The sequence below is a fragment of the Micromonospora solifontis genome, assembly GCF_003725545.1.
GTDB classification, from domain to species: domain Bacteria; phylum Actinomycetota; class Actinomycetes; order Mycobacteriales; family Micromonosporaceae; genus Micromonospora; species Micromonospora solifontis.
On sequence record NZ_RJLN01000006.1, the window covers coordinates 35,567 to 55,861 of the forward strand.

At 70.4% G+C, this 20,295-nt stretch carries 20 protein-coding genes, 2 tRNA genes and 1 pseudogene; 17 read left to right on the forward strand and 6 right to left on the reverse strand.

The features are described 5' to 3' along the window. Nucleotides 1-1,059: 1,059 nt before the first annotated feature. A pseudogene (locus EFE23_RS29695) lies at nt 1,060-1,401 on the reverse strand (tetratricopeptide repeat protein); the annotation flags it as partial. 94 nt (nt 1,402-1,495) lie between these two features. On the opposite strand from EFE23_RS29695, the gene EFE23_RS03580 reads away from it, so the two are divergent. Both EFE23_RS03580 and EFE23_RS03585 read left to right on the forward strand, forming a co-directional pair. Further along, nucleotides 1,496-1,582: transfer RNA gene (locus EFE23_RS03580), tRNA-Leu, on the forward strand. A 257-nt stretch (nt 1,583-1,839) separates the two neighbouring features. After that, on the forward strand, nt 1,840-3,078 hold the full coding sequence (locus EFE23_RS03585) for a tyrosine-type recombinase/integrase (protein ID WP_123239433.1): 1,239 nt from the start codon (nt 1,840-1,842) through the stop codon (nt 3,076-3,078). Nucleotides 3,079-3,579: 501 nt separating this feature from the next. Here the strand turns inward: EFE23_RS03585 and EFE23_RS03590 are convergent. Continuing rightward, nucleotides 3,580-4,374 carry an SDR family NAD(P)-dependent oxidoreductase gene (locus tag EFE23_RS03590; protein ID WP_123239434.1) on the reverse strand — a complete coding sequence of 265 codons (795 nt, stop codon included), beginning with the start codon at nt 4,372-4,374 and terminating at the stop codon, nt 3,580-3,582. Between the two features lie 1,328 nt (nt 4,375-5,702). Beyond that, nucleotides 5,703-5,885 (reverse strand): helix-turn-helix domain-containing protein, encoded by a 183-nt coding sequence (locus tag EFE23_RS03595; RefSeq protein WP_123239435.1) that lies wholly within the window; start codon nt 5,883-5,885, stop codon nt 5,703-5,705. A 173-nt stretch (nt 5,886-6,058) separates the two neighbouring features. Between EFE23_RS03595 and EFE23_RS03600 the strand changes: the two genes are divergently transcribed. The 9 genes from EFE23_RS03600 (at nt 6,059) to EFE23_RS03630 (ending at nt 11,969) form a co-directional block, all read left to right on the forward strand. Beyond that, nucleotides 6,059-6,131: transfer RNA gene (locus EFE23_RS03600), tRNA-Gly, on the forward strand. A 25-nt stretch (nt 6,132-6,156) separates the two neighbouring features. Continuing rightward, nucleotides 6,157-7,512: a putative antirestriction adenine methyltransferase gene (locus EFE23_RS03605; protein ID WP_233600845.1), complete on the forward strand. Its 1,356-nt coding sequence runs from the start codon at nt 6,157-6,159 to the stop codon at nt 7,510-7,512. Then, a complete protein-coding gene (locus EFE23_RS28390; protein WP_199736901.1) occupies nt 7,509-7,964 on the forward strand; it encodes a hypothetical protein in 456 nt (151 codons plus the stop codon). The genes EFE23_RS03605 and EFE23_RS28390 overlap by 4 nt, the downstream gene beginning before the upstream one ends. Next, nucleotides 7,961-8,902 (forward strand): ParB N-terminal domain-containing protein, encoded by a 942-nt coding sequence (locus tag EFE23_RS28395; RefSeq protein WP_199736902.1) that lies wholly within the window; start codon nt 7,961-7,963, stop codon nt 8,900-8,902. The genes EFE23_RS28390 and EFE23_RS28395 overlap by 4 nt, the downstream gene beginning before the upstream one ends. Nucleotides 8,903-9,093: 191 nt before the next feature. Then, on the forward strand, nt 9,094-9,384 hold the full coding sequence (locus EFE23_RS03615; protein WP_123239437.1) for an Acb2/Tad1 domain-containing protein: 291 nt from the start codon (nt 9,094-9,096) through the stop codon (nt 9,382-9,384). A gap of 62 nt (nt 9,385-9,446) precedes the next feature. Continuing rightward, nucleotides 9,447-10,055: a hypothetical protein gene (locus tag EFE23_RS03620; RefSeq protein WP_123239438.1), complete on the forward strand. Its 609-nt coding sequence runs from the start codon at nt 9,447-9,449 to the stop codon at nt 10,053-10,055. Then, entirely contained in the window at nt 10,033-10,188 is a 156-nt protein-coding gene (locus tag EFE23_RS28115) for a hypothetical protein (RefSeq protein ID WP_158675824.1), read from the forward strand. Before EFE23_RS03620 ends, EFE23_RS28115 begins: the two co-directional genes overlap by 23 nt. A 23-nt stretch (nt 10,189-10,211) precedes the next feature. Further along, nucleotides 10,212-10,568 carry a hypothetical protein gene (locus EFE23_RS03625; protein ID WP_123239439.1) on the forward strand — a complete coding sequence of 119 codons (357 nt, stop codon included), beginning with the start codon at nt 10,212-10,214 and terminating at the stop codon, nt 10,566-10,568. Nucleotides 10,569-10,571: 3 nt separating this feature from the next. Beyond that, nucleotides 10,572-11,969, forward strand: a complete 1,398-nt coding sequence (locus EFE23_RS03630; RefSeq protein ID WP_123239440.1) for a terminase large subunit domain-containing protein — start codon at nt 10,572-10,574, stop codon at nt 11,967-11,969. A 17-nt stretch (nt 11,970-11,986) separates the two neighbouring features. Here EFE23_RS03630 and EFE23_RS03635 read toward each other — a convergent pair whose 3' ends face one another. Beyond that, nucleotides 11,987-13,333, reverse strand: coding sequence for an AlbA family DNA-binding domain-containing protein (locus EFE23_RS03635; protein WP_123239441.1), 1,347 nt, complete (start codon nt 13,331-13,333; stop codon nt 11,987-11,989). 149 nt (nt 13,334-13,482) lie between these two features. Here EFE23_RS03635 and EFE23_RS03640 point away from each other — a divergent pair, with 149 nt between their 5' ends. The 4 genes from EFE23_RS03640 to EFE23_RS03655 all read left to right on the forward strand — a co-directional run bounded on the left by EFE23_RS03640 (nt 13,483) and on the right by EFE23_RS03655 (nt 17,345). Then, the gene (locus EFE23_RS03640; RefSeq protein WP_158675825.1) at nt 13,483-15,117 is read left to right on the forward strand and encodes a ParB/RepB/Spo0J family partition protein; all 1,635 of its coding nucleotides are present in this window, start codon (nt 13,483-13,485) and stop codon (nt 15,115-15,117) included. Nucleotides 15,118-15,119: 2 nt separating this feature from the next. Next, the gene (locus EFE23_RS28400) at nt 15,120-15,875 is read left to right on the forward strand and encodes a recombinase family protein (RefSeq protein ID WP_199736903.1); all 756 of its coding nucleotides are present in this window, start codon (nt 15,120-15,122) and stop codon (nt 15,873-15,875) included. Nucleotides 15,876-15,887: 12 nt separating this feature from the next. Then, nucleotides 15,888-16,184: a hypothetical protein gene (locus EFE23_RS03650; protein WP_123239443.1), complete on the forward strand. Its 297-nt coding sequence runs from the start codon at nt 15,888-15,890 to the stop codon at nt 16,182-16,184. Between the two features lie 153 nt (nt 16,185-16,337). Further along, entirely contained in the window at nt 16,338-17,345 is a 1,008-nt protein-coding gene (locus tag EFE23_RS03655) for a hypothetical protein (protein ID WP_123239444.1), read from the forward strand. Here the strand turns inward: EFE23_RS03655 and EFE23_RS03660 are convergent. Beyond that, on the reverse strand, nt 17,311-17,697 hold the full coding sequence (locus EFE23_RS03660; protein ID WP_123239445.1) for a hypothetical protein: 387 nt from the start codon (nt 17,695-17,697) through the stop codon (nt 17,311-17,313). The two genes, EFE23_RS03655 and EFE23_RS03660, sit on opposite strands and share 35 nt — an antisense overlap. Nucleotides 17,698-17,986: 289 nt before the next feature. Here EFE23_RS03660 and EFE23_RS03665 point away from each other — a divergent pair, with 289 nt between their 5' ends. Both EFE23_RS03665 and EFE23_RS03670 read left to right on the forward strand, forming a co-directional pair. After that, the gene (locus tag EFE23_RS03665) at nt 17,987-18,286 is read left to right on the forward strand and encodes a transposase (RefSeq protein WP_123239446.1); all 300 of its coding nucleotides are present in this window, start codon (nt 17,987-17,989) and stop codon (nt 18,284-18,286) included. A 14-nt stretch (nt 18,287-18,300) separates the two neighbouring features. Next, complete coding sequence (locus EFE23_RS03670) at nt 18,301-19,173, forward strand: IS3 family transposase (RefSeq protein ID WP_199736904.1); 873 nt, start codon at nt 18,301-18,303, stop codon at nt 19,171-19,173. On the opposite strand, the gene EFE23_RS03675 is transcribed toward EFE23_RS03670, so the two are convergent. Then, nucleotides 19,170-19,925, reverse strand: a complete 756-nt coding sequence (locus tag EFE23_RS03675; RefSeq protein WP_158675826.1) for a restriction endonuclease — start codon at nt 19,923-19,925, stop codon at nt 19,170-19,172. The two genes, EFE23_RS03670 and EFE23_RS03675, sit on opposite strands and share 4 nt — an antisense overlap. Nucleotides 19,926-20,295: the final 370 nt, after the last annotated feature.

Genomic DNA, 20,295 nt, shown 5'->3' on the forward strand with positions numbered 1-20,295 from the left:
GAGCGGGCCCAGGGGCACGGGGTGAGGACCGGAGACGGGCTGCGAGGCGCGTGCGGCCGTGGGTGCACCGGGAACCGCCGGGGCGGCGGGCGGGGCCGGCCGCGGCGGCTGCGGCGGCTGCGGAGGATGGGCCGGGGCGGCCGGGTGCGGCGTGGACACCGGATGGGGCCCCGCGGCGGCGTGCGGCGCGGAGAGCGGGGAGGCCGGCGGCCCGGCGACGTGCGGCGGCGGGAAGGCTGGAGGTGTGTCGGAGGGTGGCGGCGGGGAGGCCGGCCCCCCGGCGGCGTGCGGCGGGGCGGCCGGAGGCGTGGCGGCGTGCGGCCCAGCGGCCGGAGGTGTGGTGGCGGGTGGCGGCGGAGCGGCCGGAGGCGTGGCGACGTGCGGCCCGGCGGCCGGCGCCCCAGCGGCGGGATACGGCGGCTGGACGGCGGGCCGTGGCGCTGGAGCGGCCGGTGGCGTCGGGGGCGCGGGCGGCACCGCAACGGAGGGCGGTGAAGCGGCACCGGGAGCCGGGATGACCGGAGGTGGTGGCAGGGCCGGCGCGAGGGGAGCCGCCACGAGACGGGGAGGAGCGGGCGGCGGGTTCGCCGGGGCGCTGGCGGCGGGCGCCCAGGGGGAAGCCGGAGCCGGCGTGGCCTGGGGAGCCCATTCCGCGCCCGCCACTGGCAACCCCGACTGCGGGGCGGTCGACCCGTGGGAGGCGGGTGGCGCCGAGCGGGGCGGAGTGGAGGCGGCCGGCGCAGGGGCAGTCGTCGGCGGCTGATGCGGCTGTGGCATGACCGGCATGGGCATCGTCGGACCGGAGAGGGCGCCCGGCTGCGGGGTGGGAGCGGCGGCGGAGCCGCCGAGGTACTCGCGGGCTGTGCGTACCGCGGGGTGGTCCGGACCGAGCACCGCGGGCCCGGCGGTGGCGACCCGGTAGTAGTTGCGGCGGGCCTCGTGCCGGTTGCCCAACTCCTCCGCGACCCCGGCAAGGTCGAAGCTGAGCGCGAGCATCAGCGGGTCGGCCTCGCCGCGGCGACGTTCACCGGCCGCGTACGCCTCCTCGAGCACCCGTCGGGCGCCGGCCGGATCGTCGGCCTCCCGGTGCAGTCGGGCCAGCATGTGAGCGGCGGCGAGCACATCCGGATGGTCCTCCCCGTACGCCGGTCGGACCGCCGCGATCGCGGCGGCGAGCAGACGGCGGGCGGCGGCCAGATCGCCGGCGGAGCGCAGCGAGAGGGCCTGGTGTTGAGCGGCGGTCAGGGGGGAGGGGTGTGACACGTGAGCAATGCTGCCCGGAATGGGTGCCCGCACGCTACCCAGGCCGGCGGATCCGATTCGGCTCGCCGTGAAGAGCCTCCCTGTGACCGCTCTGAACAGGGTAAACGCGGCGCATGGCCGGCGATGTGCATGATCCATCCGGGCCGTGTACAGTAATCCCCCGTGCGGCCCACCGGGGCGGCCGAACCGGTGACGAGGTCACCTCGGCCGACAGGGTAGGCTGGACGTGCAGGTCCGGGTGGCGGAATGGCAGACGCGCTAGCTTGAGGTGCTAGTGCCCGTATAGGGCGTGGGGGTTCAAGTCCCCCCTCGGACACCAGTACGAACGACACAGGCTTTGGGCCGCTGACCTGGCAGAACTCAGGTTAGCGGCCTTGATCGTTTTTCGGGCTGTTTGCCGCCGTGGGAACACCGTGGGAACACGGGCCCGGACGAGCCCCGCCGCATGACGCCGCCGGGCCGATCTTGTGCCCGGCGATCGAGACGGTTACGGTCCCACTGTTGCGCATATAGGTGCGTCGGCGGCAGCGCCCGCAGGACACCGGGTCGAGGCCGCCGCGTTCACGTGGAGGAACGGTGGCATCAGTCGAGAAGCGGACGACGAAGGACGGCAAGAGCACTCGGTGGCGGGTGAAGTGGCGCGAGGGCGGCCGCCGCGAGAACCCGTGGAGCAGCCGCACGTTCGACTACCAGGCCGACGCGAAGCGGTTCAAGACGCTGGTCGAGGTCGTCGGCGAGCGGATGCCGACGCCGGAGCAGCTGGTCGAGCACGGCTTCGCCGAGCTCCTTCCCGTCGGCGTGGCCGCCCCGGCGCCGGAGCCCGCCGAGCAGGTGCTGACGTTCCGGGCGTACGCCGAGGAGTGGCTGGGCCAGCTGGTGAAGCCGCACCCGGAGACGGTGCGCAAGTACCGGGAGCGCTTGGAGAAGCACGTCTTCCCGCGGCTGGGCGACCGGCCGATCGCCGAGATCACCCGGCGGGAGATGCGCGAGTGGCAGCAGGCCCTGCGCGACGCCGGCCTCTCGGCGAAGACGATCGCCAACATCCGGGGTGAGAGCGTGGTGCCGATCTTCAAGGCGGCGTGCCGGCCGGGCGAGGACGGGGAGCCGGCCGTGCGGACGTCGAACCCGATGGACGGGCTGCCGCTGCCCGAGGGCCCGCGCGCCGAGCGGGACATCCTGGAGAGCCCGGACGAGGCCCGGCTGTTCCTGGAGGCGGCGTACCAGGTGGACCCGGAGGCGGCGGACCTGCTGCTGTGCAAGCTGTCGACGGGGCTGCGCTGGGGTGAGGTGTCGGCCCTGCCGCCCCGGGCGGTCAACGTCGCCCGCTCCACGGTGTCCATCGTGCAGGTCCTGCGGAAGGTGAACCGGCGGTGGGTGGTCGAGCCCAAGCCGAAGACGAAGCAGGGTTACCGGGAGGTGCCGCTGACCGCCGCGGTGGCGCGGATGGTCGCCGAGCGGTGCGCGGCCGCCAGCCGCGAGCCGGGCCGGCAGTTCGTGTTCGTGGCGCCGCGCGGCAACCACTGGCGGTACGAGGACTTCTACACGGACCGGTGGGTGAAGATCCGCGACCTGGCCCGCGAGAAGGGTCTGCCGCGCCGGATGACGATGCACGGGCTGCGGCACTCGCTGCTGACGCTGCTGGCCACGGAGGGCGTCGACCTGGCGGCGCTGCGGACGATGGCCGGGCACGCCAGCGTGACGACGACGATGAACGTGTACGTGCACGCGACGCGGCGGCACCACGAGCCGGTGCGGCAAATCGTCGGGGGCTTCCTCGGCGTCGATGCGTTGGCCACGGGCTCACCCGTCGGGTAGCGAGGTCCACCCGACAGCGAGCGGGCGGCGGGTCACCCGCCGCCCGCTCGGGCGCCATCGACCGGCGGGCTGCACTGGCATCGGCGGGCAGGCAAACGAGGCGTCGACTGGTCGCCGGGACCGGCGCCTTGAGTGGCGAGGCGTGCCGAGCAGTGGCTCTTGAAGAACCGTCCATGAGATGCGAGTCTCACTCGCTATGAGCCGCAATGGACACGGGCGCCCACGTCAGCCGAGCGACGAAGTCGCGGAACGACGCGAACGGCGCGATGCACGGATCCGCGCCGAACGCACCGAGCTCGCGATGGCGGAGATGGACGACAAGCCGCCGACCGAGGACATCGAATTCGGACCCGGTCGTGATACGCGTGCATGGCGCGGAGGATCGCCCGGGCTCGGACGAGGCCGATGACCTGCCCGACGTGGCGCCGTAGCGATCGGATCGCGGCTACTTAGAGACGTTGTGGCGGCCCAAGGCCGAAGCGATTTCGATGCGTGAGGGGGTCAGGGCAGGATCGCGTCGACGTACCCACCGTCGACCCGCACCGCACCACCGGTCGTTGCCGAGGACAGCGGTGAGCTGAGATAGGTCACAAGATTGGCGATCTCCTCCGGCTCGATCAATCGCTGCAGCAGCGATTGCGGCCGGTGCTGCCTCATGAAAACGCGCTGTGCTTCGTCCCAGGGCAGGTCGCGGTCGACGAGCTGGTAGACGAAGTCCTCCACTCCGCCGGTGTGCGTGGGCCCCGCGATGACCGAGTTGACCGTAACGCCAGTCCCGGATGCTTCCTTCGCGAACCCTCGGGAAACGGCGAGCAGCGCCGTCTTCGACATGCCGTAGTGGATCATCTCGGTCGGGATGACGACCGCGGAGTCGCTGGCGATGTACAGGATCCGCCCCCAACCGCGGCTCGACATGCGGGGTAGATGATGCCGGGTCAGCCTCACGGCGGCGAGGACGTTGACCTCGAAGAACTGGCGCCACTCCGCGTCGGTGATCTCCAATGCGGGGCGCGACTCGAAGATGCCCAGGTTGTTGACCAGCACGTCCACGTGAGGCAGCGCTTCGGCCGCCGCCGCGAAGCCCTCGTCGGAAGCGACGTCGGCCACCACCGGCACCAGAGCCGCCTCGGGCAGCTCCATGCGTAGCTCGTCGATCGCCCGGTTGACGGAATCGGTCGACCGGCCGTTGACGCCGACGCGTGCTCCGGCGGCGGCCAGGCCGCGGACGATGGCGAGGCCGATGCCCTGCGTGGAGCCGGTCACGAGCGCAGTCCTGCCGGCCAGGTCGATCCTCACAGCTCAAGCGTAGTGGGCGGCCTGCACGGCTCGCACTGGTTGCGACCGCATCCGACGCCATCGGGATGTGCGAGCCCAGCGAGCACGTCAGGCCAGATAGGTCGCCAACGGTCCAATGGCAGATCAACGCCGTGGCGGCGTGGCAGGACCAGGAGCGCCTCGGGTGACCTGCCGCGTCTCCTCGACTCGTCGTTCAGGCGCTGACTTCGGCGCACGGATCTCGGCTCTAACGAGCCGAACGGAGGAGACGGCATGTGCCGGACATGGCTACCCTTGATCACGGAGCCGGTCGGTTGAACCCGGTGTTGACCCACTGGGCCGTGGTGCTGATTTTCCTTAGTTTGGCTTGCATCTCAACCCTTGTCTCAGTGTCCGTATCGGCAATGAGTCCTGAGAGCAAGGTGAGCCGGATGGTAGCAACGCCTGTCACCGTTGTTATGTCTGTCGAAGCGGGTCTGATGACCAACTTGGCAGCGTCAGCACTGGGTTGAGTCGATCGTCTCCACCCCAGTTACCCTTCCGAGTCGTATGGCAATTGGCAGGCCGGAGATGGCAGGGTGGACACTGTGACTGGACGGGAGATCGCCGAAGTGGGAACCTGCGAGACCTGTCATGATCCAGTTGACTTTACGAACGAGCAAGCCGTGGCGCACCATACTTTGCGTACCTCAGATGCCGCCTGTGACGCGTGCTGGCACTGCTGGGACAAGCCTCGTTGTTACAGGTGCTTCAACGCCGACTGCGAGTGCTCAAACCACTAGATGACCGGGACGTCGGCAAGCACAGAACAAACGTCCCGTTGACGCCCAACCGCGGAGCAGCCCAAGCAGTATGAACGTGGCACCAAGACCGATCCACCGCGCCCGGACACCACGATGCCAATGAGCGTGTCCATGGTGAGCCATGCGGCCGATTCTGTGGCCACCTCGACACGGCCACACGAGACACAGCCCAGCTTCCCCAAGGGATGTCCAGGCGTGGTGGCCACCCATTGCCCGTCGGGGGCATTGCCGATTGGATCGGTTCCAACCATCAAAATCAGCTGAGCGCTCATCGGCAGAAGCGGATGTAGCCGTATCGCGTCGTCGGCCATGAGTTCACCCTCGGTAGCCAGTAAGCCGGGGATCGCGTAGCCCATCAAGCGGAGTAGGAAGCAGCAGCGGGCGGCGTGCCGGTGGGGTGGGGGCGGCGGCTAACCGCCCGTCGGAGACCGATCCTCCTAGGATGGTCTAGGAGGTGTGGCGTGGGGCGGGGGCGTCCAACTGCCGGCATCGGGCCGGCACGTCGCCGATGAGTGCGCAGAACGATCTGTCCTGGACGCCCCCACGTCAGCGGCGCCCCGCCAGTGCCGGGCACGCCTGGTAAGCGGCTTCAAGGTCCGCCTCGGTGAAGCGGACCTTGCGGCCGAGGCGGTGGCAGGGGACGCGGCCCTTGGACACCCAGCGCCGGAGGGTGGTCTCCGCGATGCGAAGCTTCGCCGCGGCCTCGGCGTAGGTGTAGTCCCTGGCCACCTCGTCCTCCTCCTTCCCTCCGGCACTGGTGTTGGGTCACTGTAGACCATTGCGGCCCGATAGGTCTACGGTGGGCTACGACAGGCCACGGCGAGAGCGGAAGCCGCCGGCACCTCTCGCTAGCCGCCTGGTGTACGGCTACGATCTGGCACTGCGCGTGCATGGCACGCGATGCGCTGGAAGTGCTGTTGGCTGGCACGCCGCCGTTCCACGGTGGAGGCCCAGGTTCGAATCCTGGCCGGCGCTCGACGCCCGGCCACGGGGGAAGGTGGTGAGCGGCGTGTTCCACGGCAGCATCCCGGCTGACCTGCGCTCGATCATCTACGAGCACGCGGAGTCCTGGCCGGACACCGACCTGTACGTCGGCTGCTCGGGGAACTTCACGATCGAGCGGACGCTGCACAGCCGGCCCGGCGAGCGCCGGGCGATCCACGGCAACGACGTCCAGGCGTACAGCTCGGCGCTCGGCTGGTGGCTGGCCGGCCGGGAGCTGGACTACCGGCTGAAAGACGAGCACCGCGAGGAGCTGGCCTGGCTGGAGCCGTACTTGGCCACGTCGACGGACACCCTGGCGACGCTGATGCTCGGCACCCGGTTCCTCCAGTACGTCGGCCGGGAGGGCGTCTACTACGAGCGGATGGTTCGGGCGACCGTCGGGCAGTTCCCGTCGATGCACGCCAAGACAGTGGGGAAGCTGTCCGCGCTGACGCTGCGGCTGGCCGACTACTACTGCGGTGACGTGCGGGACTACCTGCGCGACGTCGTGGCGGCCGACGCGCCGGTGGCGATGTTCCCGCCGTTCTACGCGGGCGACTACGAGCAGCAGTTCGCCGGGATCGACGAGTTCTTCGACTGGCCGGCGCCGAGCTACGACCTGCTCGACGAGGACGGCAAGGAGGAGATCATCGGCGCGGTGCTCGACCGGCCGCACTGGATCCTCGGCCTGCACATCGCCCGCGACGAGCTGCGCCCCTGGCTGCGCGGCGTCGTCCAGACCAGCAACCGCGGCATGCCGATCTACGTGTACGCCAGCTCGGGCGCGCGGCGCGTGGTCGCGCCCGCCCAGCAGGTCGCGCCGATCCTGCTGCCGAAGATCGGCCCCGGCGAGGACCTCGGCGACCGTATGGCGATCCACGTGCTGACGGGCGGCCAGTTCGCGGCCGTGCGGTCGCAGTTCATGAGCAAGACGATCCTGCCCGGCTCCCCGTTGCTCGCCTGCGGCGTCAGCGTCGACGGGAAGCTCGTCGGCGCGTTCGCGTACCTGCCGCCGAAGTTCGACCCGAGCACCGCCTACCTGATGAGCGACTTCCCCGTGTCGTGGACCCGGTACCGGCGGCTGGCGAAGCTGATCGTGATGGCGGCCGCCAGCCGCGAGGCACAGCTGCTGTTGCAGCGGTCCCTGTCGAAGCGGCTGACCGGCTGGTCGACCACGGCGTTCACCGACCGACCGAACAGCGCCAAGTACGGACGGGGCATCCCCGGCGTGAAGCTGCAGAAGCGCAGCGATGCGGCCGCCGACGGCATCCACCGCTACCAGCTCCAGTACGGCGGCCCCCTGGGTAACTGGACCCTGCAAGAGGCGCTGGCGGAGTGGAAGCGCCGCCACGGGAAGGACGAGCGACGATGAGCGACGAGCACCGCGGCGGCGAGCAGGCCGGCTGCCCGAAGACGCTGTGGGACGGGATGACGCCCCACCAGTGCGACAAGGGCGCCGACACGGGCGTGTGCCCGACCCACGGGCGGTTCCGGCACGACCAGCGGCCGGCCTCAGCCGACCCGGACAGGCCGTGCCCGCACGACGACCTGCACCTGGACGCCGACGTGCAGCGGCTGACCGCCTCCGAAGACGACCCCACGGTGGTGGCGTACATCGTGGAGCTCTCGATCCGCTGCCTGAGCTGCCAGGAGCGATTCCGTTGGACGGGCGTGCCCGCCGGGCTTATGCCGAACCGGCCGGCCTGCTCGCCCGACGAGTTCGTGCTGCACGCGCCGATCCGGCCCGCGAGCGCCGACCCGGACTTCGGGCTCGGCATCCCCGGGTTCGCCATCCAGTACCGCGAGGGAGGCGGGCAGCGGTGAGCGACGTCGACGAGCTGGCAGGGCCCGCCGACGGCGGCCCGCTGAACCTGCGCCCCGAGACGGTCGACCCGGCCAGCCTGACGCTGCTGGAAGTCAACGCGCGGTACATGCGCAAGGAGATGTTCGACCGCCTGGTGGCGAACGTCAGGCGGGACGGAGCGCTGACCAGCACGCCCCTGGTGTGGAACGACACGGCCGGCGGTCGGATGGTCGTGCTGTCCGGCAACCACCGGATCATGGCGGCCCGGGAGGCCGGCCTGGCGCAGGTCAACGTCATCGTGGTCGACCAGCCGCTGACCCGCGCCCGGCAGGTCGCGTTGCAGCTGTCGCACAACGCGATCGAGGGCGAGGACGACCCGGCCACGTTGAAGCAGCTGTACGAGGAACTGGACGACGTGGACTGGCGGGCCTACTCGGGCCTGGACGACAAGCAGCTCGACCTGCTCGCGCAGGTCGACCTGGAGGGCCTGTCCGAGGCGAACCTGGACTTCGCCACGGTGCAGCTGGTGTTCCTGCCGTACGAACTCGAGGCGGCCCGCGCCAGCTTCGACGAGGCGCGGAAGCTGACACAGGCCGACGCCCGGTGGCTCGCCGGGTACGGCGACTACGAGGCCACCCTGGACGCCCTCGCGACGGCCCACGGCGCCCACAACGTCGGCAACGTAGCCACCGCACTCGGCCTCATCCTCGCGGTGTTCGAGCGGCACCTCGGCGAGCTGCGCGACGGCGTGTGGCTCGACGAGGAGAGCGGCGAGCCGATCGGGCACGCGCACCGCCTGGTGCCGATCGAGACGGTGCTGGAGACACGCTCCATGCCGGCCGACGCGGCGGCGGTGCTGCACCGCGCCGTGGACAAGCTGGTCCGTACGGGCGAGGTGCCCGCCGACCAGCGGTGGCGGGCGCTGGAGCTGCTGGCCGCCGACTACCTCGCCGGATGAGCGGCCGGCTGCCCCGGTCGACGAAGGCGATCCTCGCGGTCTACCTGGTGCTGATCGTCGGGGGCCTGGCCGCCGGCTGCATCGGGCACTGGCCCTTCTGAGGCCGCACCCCACGACCCCCCGGCCGGCAGCCCGCCGGCCGACGATCCGGCCGCAGTGACCCGCTGCGGCCCTACCTCTGGAGGAGCGAGATGACCGGACCCGCCCAGAGCGGCGAGGACCTGTACGCCGGCCTCGACGAGCGCCAGCGGTACGAGCTGGACCGGCGGTGCGACTACCACCCGCCGAAGAACCTGGAGACGGCCGAGGCGCACGCGGCGTGGCGGAAAACGATCAAGGGCGTGATGGCGGAAGCCATGCGCAGCCTGCCCGCCGGCCGCGAGACGTCGATGGTGCTGACCGCATTGGACGACGCCCTGATGTACGGCAACGCGGCGATCGCCCGGCCGCCCATGAGCGGGGGACGCAAGGTCGGGCACTGAGACGTGGGCGGCCCGGCGCTGCACCCGTCGGGCCGCCCGCCTAGCAGCACGAGGAGGTGACCATGAGCGAGCCGGAGGTGCTGCCCTGGGACCGGCAGCGCAGCGAGCCCGAGCGGGCGTACGGGTACTTCGCCCTGTACCGCGACGTGGGCCGCACCCGCACCGTCGCGAAGGTCGCCGAGCAGGTCCACAAATCCCGGGATTACCTCCACAAGCTCGCGACGAAGTGGCGGTGGGTGCAGCGGGCGCAGGCGTGGGACCGGGAAGAGGACCGGCTGTACGCCGAGAGCCTGGCCGAGCAGCGGCGCGACATGGCCCGCCGGCACGCGCGGGTGGCGTCGGCGCTGCAAGGGAAGATCGTCGCCCGGTTGCAGACCCTCGACGCGTCGAAGCTGACCCCGGGCGACGTGGCCCGCTGGCTGGAGGTGTCGACCCGGGTCGAGCGGCTGGCCCTGGGCCTGCCGGACTCCACGACCGCGCACACGGGCCCGGACGGCGGGCCGATCCGCGCCGAGGTCGAGCAGATGAGCGAGCAGCAGCGCGCCGACTTCTTCCGGGCGCTGATGGCCGAGGCCGCCGCCCGCGCCGGCCAGGCCAACCTGACCGCCGAGCCGGACGATCCGGGCGGCGACGACGAGGAGGAGCCCGGTGGGGAGACGGAGCAGGGATGACGGCGAGGCGTGGATCGCGGTGGAGCTGCGGGTGCCCCGGTGGGCGGCGTGGTGCGCGGCCGTCGGGCTTCTGCTGATGGGCGCGGCGGCCCTCGGCGGCGTGACCGTGCTGACGTGGGCGGTCGCGCGGTGAGGCGCGGCCCCCGCTCGCGCAGGTTGCTGCTCGACCACCGGGCGCCGGTCGCCGCCCGGCCGGCGTACCAGCCGGGCGGGGTGGTGCGCGGCTGGGCGGAGCTGGACGCGAAGCGCCCGCCGCCGGTGCGCCTCGCCCCGCCGCCGCGGCGGCTGACCGGGGTGCAGCGGCGGACGCTGCAGTTCCGCGCCTGGACGTGGCGGCTGCTGCTCGGCGCGTGGTTCGCGCTGATGGTGCTGGCGGTGTGGGCCGGGCTGCGCTGGGTCGGCCCAGCGGCCCTCGGCTGCCCGGCGCTGATGCTGGCGGCGCTGCTGGTGCTGGCCTGGGTTGCGGCCGTCGACCTGCGCCAGCGCGAAGCCGAGATGCGGGCCGGGGACTGACCGATGCTGCTGGCGTACCCGGACCCGGCGCTGATGACCGACGCCGAGCTGGCCGCGTACCTGCGCGAGGTGTCGGAGGTCCAGGGCCTCGTCCGGTACGACTGGCCGAGGCACGCGAGGCCGGAGCAGCTGGAGCCCGCCTGGTACCGGATCTGGATGCTGCTGGCGGGCCGTGGCTTCGGCAAGACCCGCACCGGGGCGGAGACGGTGCGCACGTGGGCGGGGACCAGGCCGGGCGGGCACTACGCGGTGGTCGCGAAGACGCACCGGGAGGTGTTCAACGTCTGCTTCACGGCGCGGCGTGCCGGCCTGCTGGCGGTGATCCCGCCGAAGGAGGTGCGGACGTTCAACAAGAGCGAGCCGTACCTGGAGCTGACCAACGGGGCGATCATCCGCGGGTTCGGCGCGCAGGACCCCGACGTGCTGCGTGGCTATGACTTCGACGGCTGTTGGCTCGACGAGTACGCGGCGTGGCCGGTGCAGACGGCGCAGGGCGTGTTCGACATGCTGTGGTTCTGCATGCGCGAGGCGGCGAGCCCGCGCATGGTCATCTCCACGACCCCGAAGCCGCTGCCGCACGTGAAGAAGCTGCTGGCGCGGTCGAAGAAGCAGCGTGCCCGTTCCCGCCGGCCCCGGGTGGTGGTGACCCGCGGCCGGACGCTGGACAACGCGGAGAACCTGTCGCCGGAGGCGCTGGAGGAGCTGCTGGAGCAGTACGGCGGCACCCGGCTGGGCCGGCAGGAGCTGGACGCCGAGATGCTGTCCGACGTCGACGGCGCGCTGTGGAAGTCGGCGTGGATCGAGGCCGGCCGGTTCGACAAGGACGACGTGCCGCCGCTGGTGCGGACGGTCGTGTCGGTCGACCCGGCGGACACGGTGTCGGAGACGAGCGACGAGACGGGCATCGTCGCGGTCGGCCGGGGCGAGGACGGCGAGCACTACGTGCTGGCGGACCGGAGCATGAAGATCGCCGGCATGGCGGCGGCCCGCCGGATCTGGCAGTGCTACCTGGACGTCGACGCGGACGTGGTGGTGTACGAGGGCTCCTCGGCGTGGCTGCGGGACATCCTGGTCGACGCGTGGGTGGCCATGCAGAAGGAGGACTTGCTGCCGGGCGGTGACCCGCCGATCGACGTGGTGCAGGCCCGCCAGTCGAAGCGGGTGCGCGCCGAGCCGGTGGCCGCCCGGTACGAGGTCGACCCGCCGCGCGTGCACCACGTCGGCACGTTCCCGGCGCTGGAGGACCAGCTGACGACCTGGACGCCGGAGTCGGGCGACTCCCCGGACCGGCTGGACGCCCTGGTGCACGGCGTGACGTACCTGCGGTCGAAGGAGTCCCGGCGTGCCTTAGTGGCTTCACCCCTCGGCCAACAGGTTCGACCAGCTGCGAGGCCCGGATGAGGTGTAGATCAGATGAGCTACTGCCTCAACACCTCGACGCCGGCCTCCTCGGCCCAGGCGACGATATGGGCCTGCTGGGGCCGATACCAGTAACTGAGGCGGATAGCTCCGTCGGGGGTGAGCGCTGGGACCTCGGGGGCACCGAACGCTTGGTACAGATCGCTGGCGAGACGGTAGGTCGCCGCAACGAGCCCGGGTCCGTCGGCGCAGAGATCGTCGATGTCGGCGACAGCGTCAGCGACCGGTGGCTCGGTCAGGACATGGGTTCCGAGTTCCTCGTTTGGGTCTCCAACGCTGGAGACCAACTTGACCGGGAGGCGCTGCTCGCCCAGGTAGATTGGCGTGACCGGCCAGATGGTGGCTCGGACAGTGGCGAGGCCACCAGCGGCTGCCCGGTCGCGTGCGTGGCGGGCAAGGAATCCCAGTGCCGCGCCGACGCCGACGGTGAGCGACGGGGCGTCCACGAGGTCGTAACGCCCGTCCTGGTCTCCCGACATCCGCCGATCGACCGCTTCGGCGAAGACGCCAGTCCCGTTCTCGTGCAGTTCGCACGCCCCACGCGAGTACGGCTTGTTCGGTTCGTAGGACGCGGTGCCGACCAGGCAGCGGCGCCGCACTGTGGACCGGGCGAAGCTGGGCACCGGGATCCCGAACGCGGCCGGCCGCTGGTTGGCATTGCTCAGCTGGAAAGCGTTCAGGGCAGCGGTGTCGATGGTGAAGCTGCCTGGCAGGTCCGGGACCAGGGTGACGACCAGGAACATCTCGTCCGTCGAAAGGCGTTGGAGGAAGTCGGCTTCGATGCGGGCGGTCTCCTCGATACGGTCCGTGAATCCGGCGAACCGTGCCCGGTACGCCTCGGCCACCTCTGCCTCGGACAGCCAGATGGTCTCGGTGCCGATCCGCTTGGGGTAGAGCAGCGACTTGTTCTGGTTGACGTAGGCGTGCGGTGCTGTCGCCGACTGAGCGATCCAAATGATCAGGAAGCCGGTGCCGGGCCGGTCGGGATCCTCGACCGGGATGATGTCGAAGGTCGGCGTCGGGTGGACGTTGGCGACGACGGTCTGTCGGAGCCGGCGCCGCTCGTCGTCGCTGATGGTGACGCCAGTGTCGTTGGCGGCGCGGCCCTGGTTGTCCTCGTCCATGCCGAGGATCAGGATTCCGCCGTTGGCGTTGGCCAGCGCGCCTACGTCGCCGCAGAGGGCCTTCCTGTCCCGGTCGCTGCTGGTGTAGGTGTCGCGCTTGAAGTCCAGGTCGGGGCCTTCCGTGGTGTCCGGGATGAGCCCCTTGACCTGCGCATAGGTCAGGGTCTCGTCGATCGGTCCGCCGAGGAGCTGTTCGAGCCTGCGGTTTCGCAGCGTTGGCATGCGCTCGATCGTGGACCGCCCCGCCGTCGAGGAGCAAATCGGCAGGTCAGCAGGTTCCTGATTGGACGCAAGATGATCTTGAATGATACAATGAATATGTACGACCCTTGTCGTACCCGCCTGTTCACGTGGAAGAGGAGAGAGCGGAAGTGACAGCAGCAGTGAAGGCGCGGCCCCGGGGCAAGAAGGCCCCCTACCTCGCGCAGATCGACCCGCGGGAGCTGGTCGCGCACCCGACCAACCTCCGCACCCAGCTCGGCGACCTGACCGAGCTGCGCGCCTCGATCGCCGCGAGCGGCGTTCTGCAGGCGCTGACCGTCGTCCCCGAGGACGGCGGCATGCGGATCGTCGCAGGGCACCGCCGGGCGGCGGCGGCCGTCGAGGCGATCGAGGCCGGCGAGTGGCCCGACGGCACGCCGCAGACGGTGCCGTGCCTGGTGCGGCCCGACATGGAGGGGATGGCCCCCGCGCAGGTCGTCGCCATGCTGATCGAGAACGACCAGCGCGCCGACCTGACCGAGAGCGAGCGGGCCGCCGGATACGCGCAGCTGGAGCTGTTCGGCCTGGACGTCGCCGAGATCGCGCGGCGGACCGGCCGCACGCAGAAGCACGTCAACGCGGCGTTGAAGCTGACGAAGCTCGGCGAGGTCGCCACCGGCGCGGCCGACGCCGGCAAGCTGACCCTGGAGGACGTCGCCGAGCTGGAGCAGTTCGAGGACGACCCGAAGGCGATGGAGCGCATCCTCAAGGGCGTCGAGAGCGGCTGGGGCGTCCGGCACCGCGTGCAGGAGGAGAAGCGCAAGCGCGACGACAAGAGCGCGACCGAGACGCTGACCGAGGAGCTGACGGCGGCCGGCGTCCGGGTGTTGAAGAAGCCGAAGGACTGGCCGTGGAACTGCGCGATGACCAAGGTCGAGGACCTGACCGACGCCGACGACCAACCGATCGACGTCGAGCAGGTCAAGACGCTGGAGGGGTTCGGCGCGATCATCGAGGGCTCGTACGGGAACATGCGGGCCGTCATCGTGTGCGAGGACCCCGACGCCCACGGGTACAAGCGCACGAAGTGGACGCAGTACAAGAGCCCCGCGCAGAAGGTCGCCGAGGAGCTGGCGAAGCGGGAGGCCGAGGAGCGGCGGCAGAAGCTGCTGGACGCCGGTGAGGTGCGCCGCCGGTTCCTCGTCGAGCGGTGGGGCAGCGCGAAGGCGGCGAAGACGCTGCTGGTCGACGCGATGCGCGCCGCCGTGGTGATGCCGGGCTTCTACGACCGGGCCGAGGAAGAGCTGGTCGCGGCCCTGGCCGGCGGTGACCCGCGCGACGGGCAGACCGCCGGGATCGACCGGCTGAACCGGCTGCTGGTCGCCCGGTTCGTCGCCGCGCACGAGGCCAACACGTCGACCGTGGCGGCCGGGCGGTACTCCAACCGGAACCACCTGGTGCTGCCGTGGTTGAACCGCCTGGTGGCCGAGGGCTACGAGCTGTCGGAGACCGAGAAGACCTGGCACGCCGAGCTGGTCGAGGAGGAGGAAGAGCGGCAGCGGGCGCTGGAGCAGGAAGAGGCCGAGGCGGCGGCCGAGCTGGAGTACGACGACGCCGAAGGCTACGTGGAGGACGCCGAGGGTGTGCGGCCGATCGAGGACGTGCAGCTGCCCGAGGGCGACGTCGAGCCGGCGGCCGAGCCGGACGACGACGCCGACGGCGACGGCGAGCCGCAGGCTGAGACGGACCCGTGCCCGGACGCCGACCTGGACGCGGCCGAGCCCGAGGCCGGCGGCGAGCAGTGAGCGTGACCCCTGCGGGTCGGCCGGAGGCGCGTACCGAGCTGGTGCGCGCCTCCGGCGCCGGCCCGACCGGCAGCGCGGAGACGCCCGTGGACGAGGAGCTGCTGCGCGGGACCTGCCCGGCCTGCCAGGCGGTGATGGGCGAAGCGCACCGCGACGACTGCGACGTGGCCGAATGCCTGGCCACCGGCCGGAAGCGCATATGGTGCCGGGCGCAGCCCGACACCGCAGGCCACGACTGCGGCCGCGCGGACTGGGCCGGCCGGTGGCCGGCGCACGCGGAGGCCCGCGAGTTCGGCTGGCACGTGCGCTGGGACACCGAGGCGCGGAAGTTCGTGCGCTGCGCCCCCGACGTGGAGGGCTCCGGGCCGGACCTGTCGCGGCTGTACGAGCACGCGCGGTGGGATCCGGCGGCGCGGCGTTGGGCGCGGCGCCGGGCGGTGCTGTTCTCCCGGGCGGTGCGCGGCGGCCGGGCCACATTGGAGGAGCTGACGAAGCGGGCGCAGCGGTATTGCGCGGAGCAGGGCTACGAGGTGGTCGGCGAGCACGTCGGCACCCGCGGCTGGCGGGCGGCCGTCGCCGACGTCGACGACGGCAAGGCCGACGTGGTGGTGGTGCCGGCGCTGGACCGGCTGGGCCTCGGCAAGCAGGTGTTCGAGCGGGTCGCGGCGGTACGCCGTGCCGGCGGCGACATCGCTGGCCCCGGCGTACAGATCGACGCGGACGGCCGGCTGGTCGCCGGCACGACCGGCGAAAAGTGAGGAGCGTTCACGATGGAGCGAGAGACGCAGGTCATCCTGGCGTGCCCGCCGACGAACATCAACGAGCTGCTGGCCGGCATGGGCGTGCCCGAGTACGTGCCGAGCGTCGACCACAGCCTGGCGCAGTGCGCGGACTGCGGCACGGACATGTGGGTCGGCCCGAACCAGCAGGCGGCGGCGTCCCGGGCGTCGGGCGTGACCCTGCTGCTGTGCATGACGTGCTCGATCGCGGAGACGCACCGGCGCAGCGGCCCGGCGGCGCTCGGGCACCTCGGCGGCGGCGGAGGGAGGCCGCGGCTGCCGAGCTAGTCCGCCAGCCGGACTAGCGAGTGGGGCTAGTCCGCCGAGCGGACCAACCGGGGCGGGTCACAGCGAGGCCGTGGCCCGCCCTTCGCGTTCTGTCGCCCGCGCGGCTTAGGCTTGCGGGTCGCATTGCAACGGCGTCCAAAGAGACGGTGAGCCATGAACGCAGTCATCGACCTCGGCAACGGGGACTCCCTTCAGATGGAGCCAGCCCGCCGCGCCTTTCACCTGTATCCGGGCGCCGGAGGCGCACAGATCGAGGTGACGCTCAGGATCAGCAAGACGCATGACCTGGCGCCGGGCATCGCGTACCGGGTGAGCGCTCGGATGTACGTCGAGGACAACATGCGCCGGCAGCGGATGCTGTGCACCCTGGACGCCGCGAACCTCGTCACGCCGCTCGTCCGGGCAGGCGATGTGCAGCTGTCGGGCTTCGTCACCGACGAGCAGTTGCGCGTCGTCGAGCAGCTGCGCGCAGGCGGGGACCTGTGGGTGAACCTGAAGCTGTCGGTCTCGTCGGTGGAATGGAAGGCGGACTCTGAGGCGGCGGACTCGGACTCGGCGGAGCTGATGCTGACCGCGCGGGGGCGCGCCGAGCAGAAGGCGCGTCTGTCGGGTGAGGTGGTGTATCGGTCGAACGAAGAACCCCGGCTGACCGCGCTGCCGCCGGCGGGAACCAAGGTGGTGTTCGAGCGCCCGTTGCAGAAGCAGCGGACCGGTGACCTGAGGTTTGACATCAATGCCGGCGAGTGGGCGGCGCAGATGGCCGCGGTCGAGGCGGGGACCTTCGTCGAGCTGCTGGTGCCGCTGGCTGGCGGCGCGGACTACGCCGGCGCGGTGGCGCTGCTGCGCGAGGCGCGCGAGTTGTTGCGGGAGGGCAACGTCGACGCGTCGATCGGTCAGGCGCGTAAGGCTCTGGAGCAGGCGCGCAAGGAGTACGGCACGCAGAAGCTGTACGAGGCCGCGACGAAGAAGTCACCGCGGACTCGGGCCCTCCCGGAGCGCTGGGCGATCATGGTCGAGGACCTGTACTCAACGATGAGCGGCGCTGCGCACAACGATGAGGTGACGAAGGAGTTCACCTACTCGCAGGAGGACGGCGCAATGCTGATCACGGCGACGGCGGGGATGCTCAAGCGGTTGGCCGCTGACCGCCAGACGCTGTAGACGGGTTGCAGTCGGCGCTGACGTCTGGGTCGACTCGGACATCCGGGCACCTGGCGCAGCGCAGCGCCAGGTGCCCGCCGCACGAGCAGGGCAGCCAGTCGCGCACCGGTCGGGTCGCCGACCCGCCGACGTAGGAGTGCCCGTTGCGGCAGTGCTGCGGCTCGTCGCCGACCAGCTCGCGCACCCGGCAGTAGGGAAAGGCGACCACGTGCCGGTCGGCGCGGGCCCGCGCGACCAGCTGCCGCAGCTCGGCGGGGGAGTCCACGACGTGCTCGACGACGGTCACGCCGGCGGGCGAGTTGTCGGCCCGGTCCCAGCGGATCGTGATTTGCCAGCGCGTTCGCCACTCCACGGGGGCAGGCTACTCGTACTACTGTTCGAATGGAGCGCGAGATCTGTCCTCGCTGTGTGTGCCTCGGACGTGGCTCTTTGGCCTGCGCGGGGACCGCGGTCTGCGAGCCGCCCTGCAGGGCTGAGACCATCTGTGGGTCGGGCTGGAGGCTGAGACGGGCTCGGGAACGAGCCGATGCCCGTCGCTGGTACTTATTCGTCCACTAACGAAGCATGTCCTCCGACATGCTCCTCGCCGCATTGAGGTTCCCCCGATAGCGTGGAGGCCAGGCCTTAAGGGATAGAGGGTCATGGCTGAAACGAGACGACGGTTCGACCGGGAGTTCCGCGAGGGCGCGGTGCGCATCGTGCGGGAGACCGGCAAGCCCATCGCGCAGATCGCCCGGGACCTGGGGATCAACGAGGGCACTCTGGGTAACTGGGTCAACCAGGACAAGCGTGCTCGCGGCGAGGCCGCGGCCGGCGGTGGGCTGTCCGAGGACGAGCGTGCCGAGTTGATGCGGCTGCGGAAGGAGAACGCCGAGCTGGCGATGGAGCGTGACGTGCTCAAGCGATCCGTGGTCCTGTGGGTCAAGGAGGCGACGAAGTGAGCGTGGCAGCGTTCGTGGCTTCCCAGAGGACCGAGCACGGTGTGCCGCACACGGTGACCTGCCGCGCGTTGGGCCTGTCCGAGTCGTGGTTCTACAAGTGGAAGGATCGGCAGCCCACGCCTGGTCAGCGTCGGCGGGCCGAGCTCGCCGAGAAGATCCGCGAGGTCTTCGACGCCTCGGGCGGCACCTACGGCTCACCTCGGGTGACCCAGGAGCTGCGGGCGGCCGGCTGGCGGGTCGGGGAGAACACGGTGGCCCGGTTGATGGCCGAGCTCGGCCTGGCCGGACGCGCACCGAAGCGGCGGCGCGGCCTGACCAGGCAGGGTAAGCGGCCGGCGGCGCCGGACCTCGTGCGCCGGCAGTTCACCGCACCGGCGCCGAACGTGTTGTGGTGCGGGGACATGACCGAGATCGTGACCGGGGAGGGCAAGCTGTACCTCGCCACGGTGATCGACCTGTTCTCCCGCCGGCTGCTCGGCTACGCCATGTCCGCCCACCACGACGCCGACCTGGTGGTGGCGTCGCTGCGCATGGCGACTGCCACTCGTGGTGGCGACGTCGACGGGGTGATCTTCCACTCGGATCGGGGCAGCGAGTACACCTGCGAGGCGTACGAGACCGCCTGCTCCCGGCTGGGGGTGCTGCAGTCGATGGGCCGCGTCGGTAGCGCGTTGGACAACGCCGCGGCGGAGGCGTTCAACTCCACCATCAAGGTCGAGTACATCCACCGGCAGCAGTTCCGCACCCGCGCCGAAGCACGGTTAAAGATCTCGACCTGGATTGTGGACTTCTACAACCTCCGTCGCAGGCACAGCGCCTGCGACGGCATGTCACCCATCGACTACGAGCATTTCATGGCCGAGGCCAGGAGGGCCGAAGCCGCTTAACGGAGTCCTCCACGATTTCGGGGGATTGACACATCGTTCCACGGAATTATTGTGCAGGGTAAACGGACGACGAACAATGCCATAGCGGCTTCGCCCGCGCACTCAGTCGCCTGAGCGCTAAATCCCGCAAGGGAGAAAAAAGCCGTTACGCTGCCCCCGGCCGCTCCAATGAGCTGCTGGACGAGCGGGCGGCCAACCGGTCTATTAGTGTATTTCACCTGTGCTGCTATTGTCGAGCCCAAAATGTCCACCCCGCCATCCGGTCCGCTCTCGGTGATGCGGGCGTCGTCAAACCCGAATTGGCGCAGCGCAGACGCGCAGAGGTATTCCGCTTGTTGCCACGCGGCAGGCGTTACCCGTGCACCCACATTGCTGTCGAGTGTGATCAAGTGAGCCCTGTGACGGGCCGGCCCGTAATCTTCCTCGGCTTCCTTGACGAGGAACGGGTCACGATCCCTCCAGTTAAGCCTAGCCGGCAACGCTTTCGCTTTATCTCTGATGTAGTCGACGAGCAGTGGATCCTTGCCCTCACTCTGCTCACTCGTCCACTTTTCATCGAAGGGCGACGCCGACCAGACGTCGTTGCGAAAAAGGTAGAACGAACAATCCTGGAGCGGGCTGCGGTAATCGTCATCGCGGTCGTACGTTGTACAAAGATAGAGAATCGCTTTGCGCTCCTGCGCGCGCTTCGTCTCGGCAATATCTCGTGGCTGACACCGAATTCTCTTGGGAGGGCCGCTGGCGTGTGACACGACTAGCTCCCAGGATGACAAATCTCGCGCAACTTCAATACGTGCTTCTCTCCGCCGCACCACCATCACTCGGAGTGGATCGACGTCGTATGGATTACGGCCCGGTTTGCGGCGCTTTTTGCGATCTCCGCCAGACAGGTGTCTGCCCTCACGTCTGCCATGTATCGAAAGGTATCTATAGGCATGGTACTCGGCTTCTCCTATGCCGCCACTGCCACGGCCGGCCGAACACCGAGCGTGCCTCGTGCCTCACACCGGACCGCCATAAACATTCCTAGGCCCGACCGGTAGGGACGCCCGTCGAGGCTGGGAGCTCTCCCAGCCTCGACGGCCGAGCGAGCAGCTACGTTGAGAGGCGCCTGAGTTTCGG

Bases quoted from the DNA above. Each gene is read 5' to 3' on its own strand.
- EFE23_RS03655 (WP_123239444.1), top strand. From the start codon at position 16,338: ATGAACGCAGTCATCGACCTCGGCAACGGGGACTCCCTTCAGATGGAG.
- EFE23_RS03620 (WP_123239438.1), top strand. From the start codon at position 9,447: ATGAGCGAGCCGGAGGTGCTGCCCTGGGACCGGCAGCGCAGCGAGCCC.
- EFE23_RS28390 (WP_199736901.1), top strand. From the start codon at position 7,509: ATGAGCGACGAGCACCGCGGCGGCGAGCAGGCCGGCTGCCCGAAGACG.
- EFE23_RS03650 (WP_123239443.1), top strand. From the start codon at position 15,888: ATGGAGCGAGAGACGCAGGTCATCCTGGCGTGCCCGCCGACGAACATC.
- EFE23_RS03615 (WP_123239437.1), top strand. From the start codon at position 9,094: ATGACCGGACCCGCCCAGAGCGGCGAGGACCTGTACGCCGGCCTCGAC.
- EFE23_RS03635 (WP_123239441.1), bottom strand. From the start codon at position 13,333: ATGCCAACGCTGCGAAACCGCAGGCTCGAACAGCTCCTCGGCGGACCG.
- EFE23_RS03665 (WP_123239446.1), top strand. From the start codon at position 17,987: ATGGCTGAAACGAGACGACGGTTCGACCGGGAGTTCCGCGAGGGCGCG.
- EFE23_RS03630 (WP_123239440.1), top strand. From the start codon at position 10,572: ATGCTGCTGGCGTACCCGGACCCGGCGCTGATGACCGACGCCGAGCTG.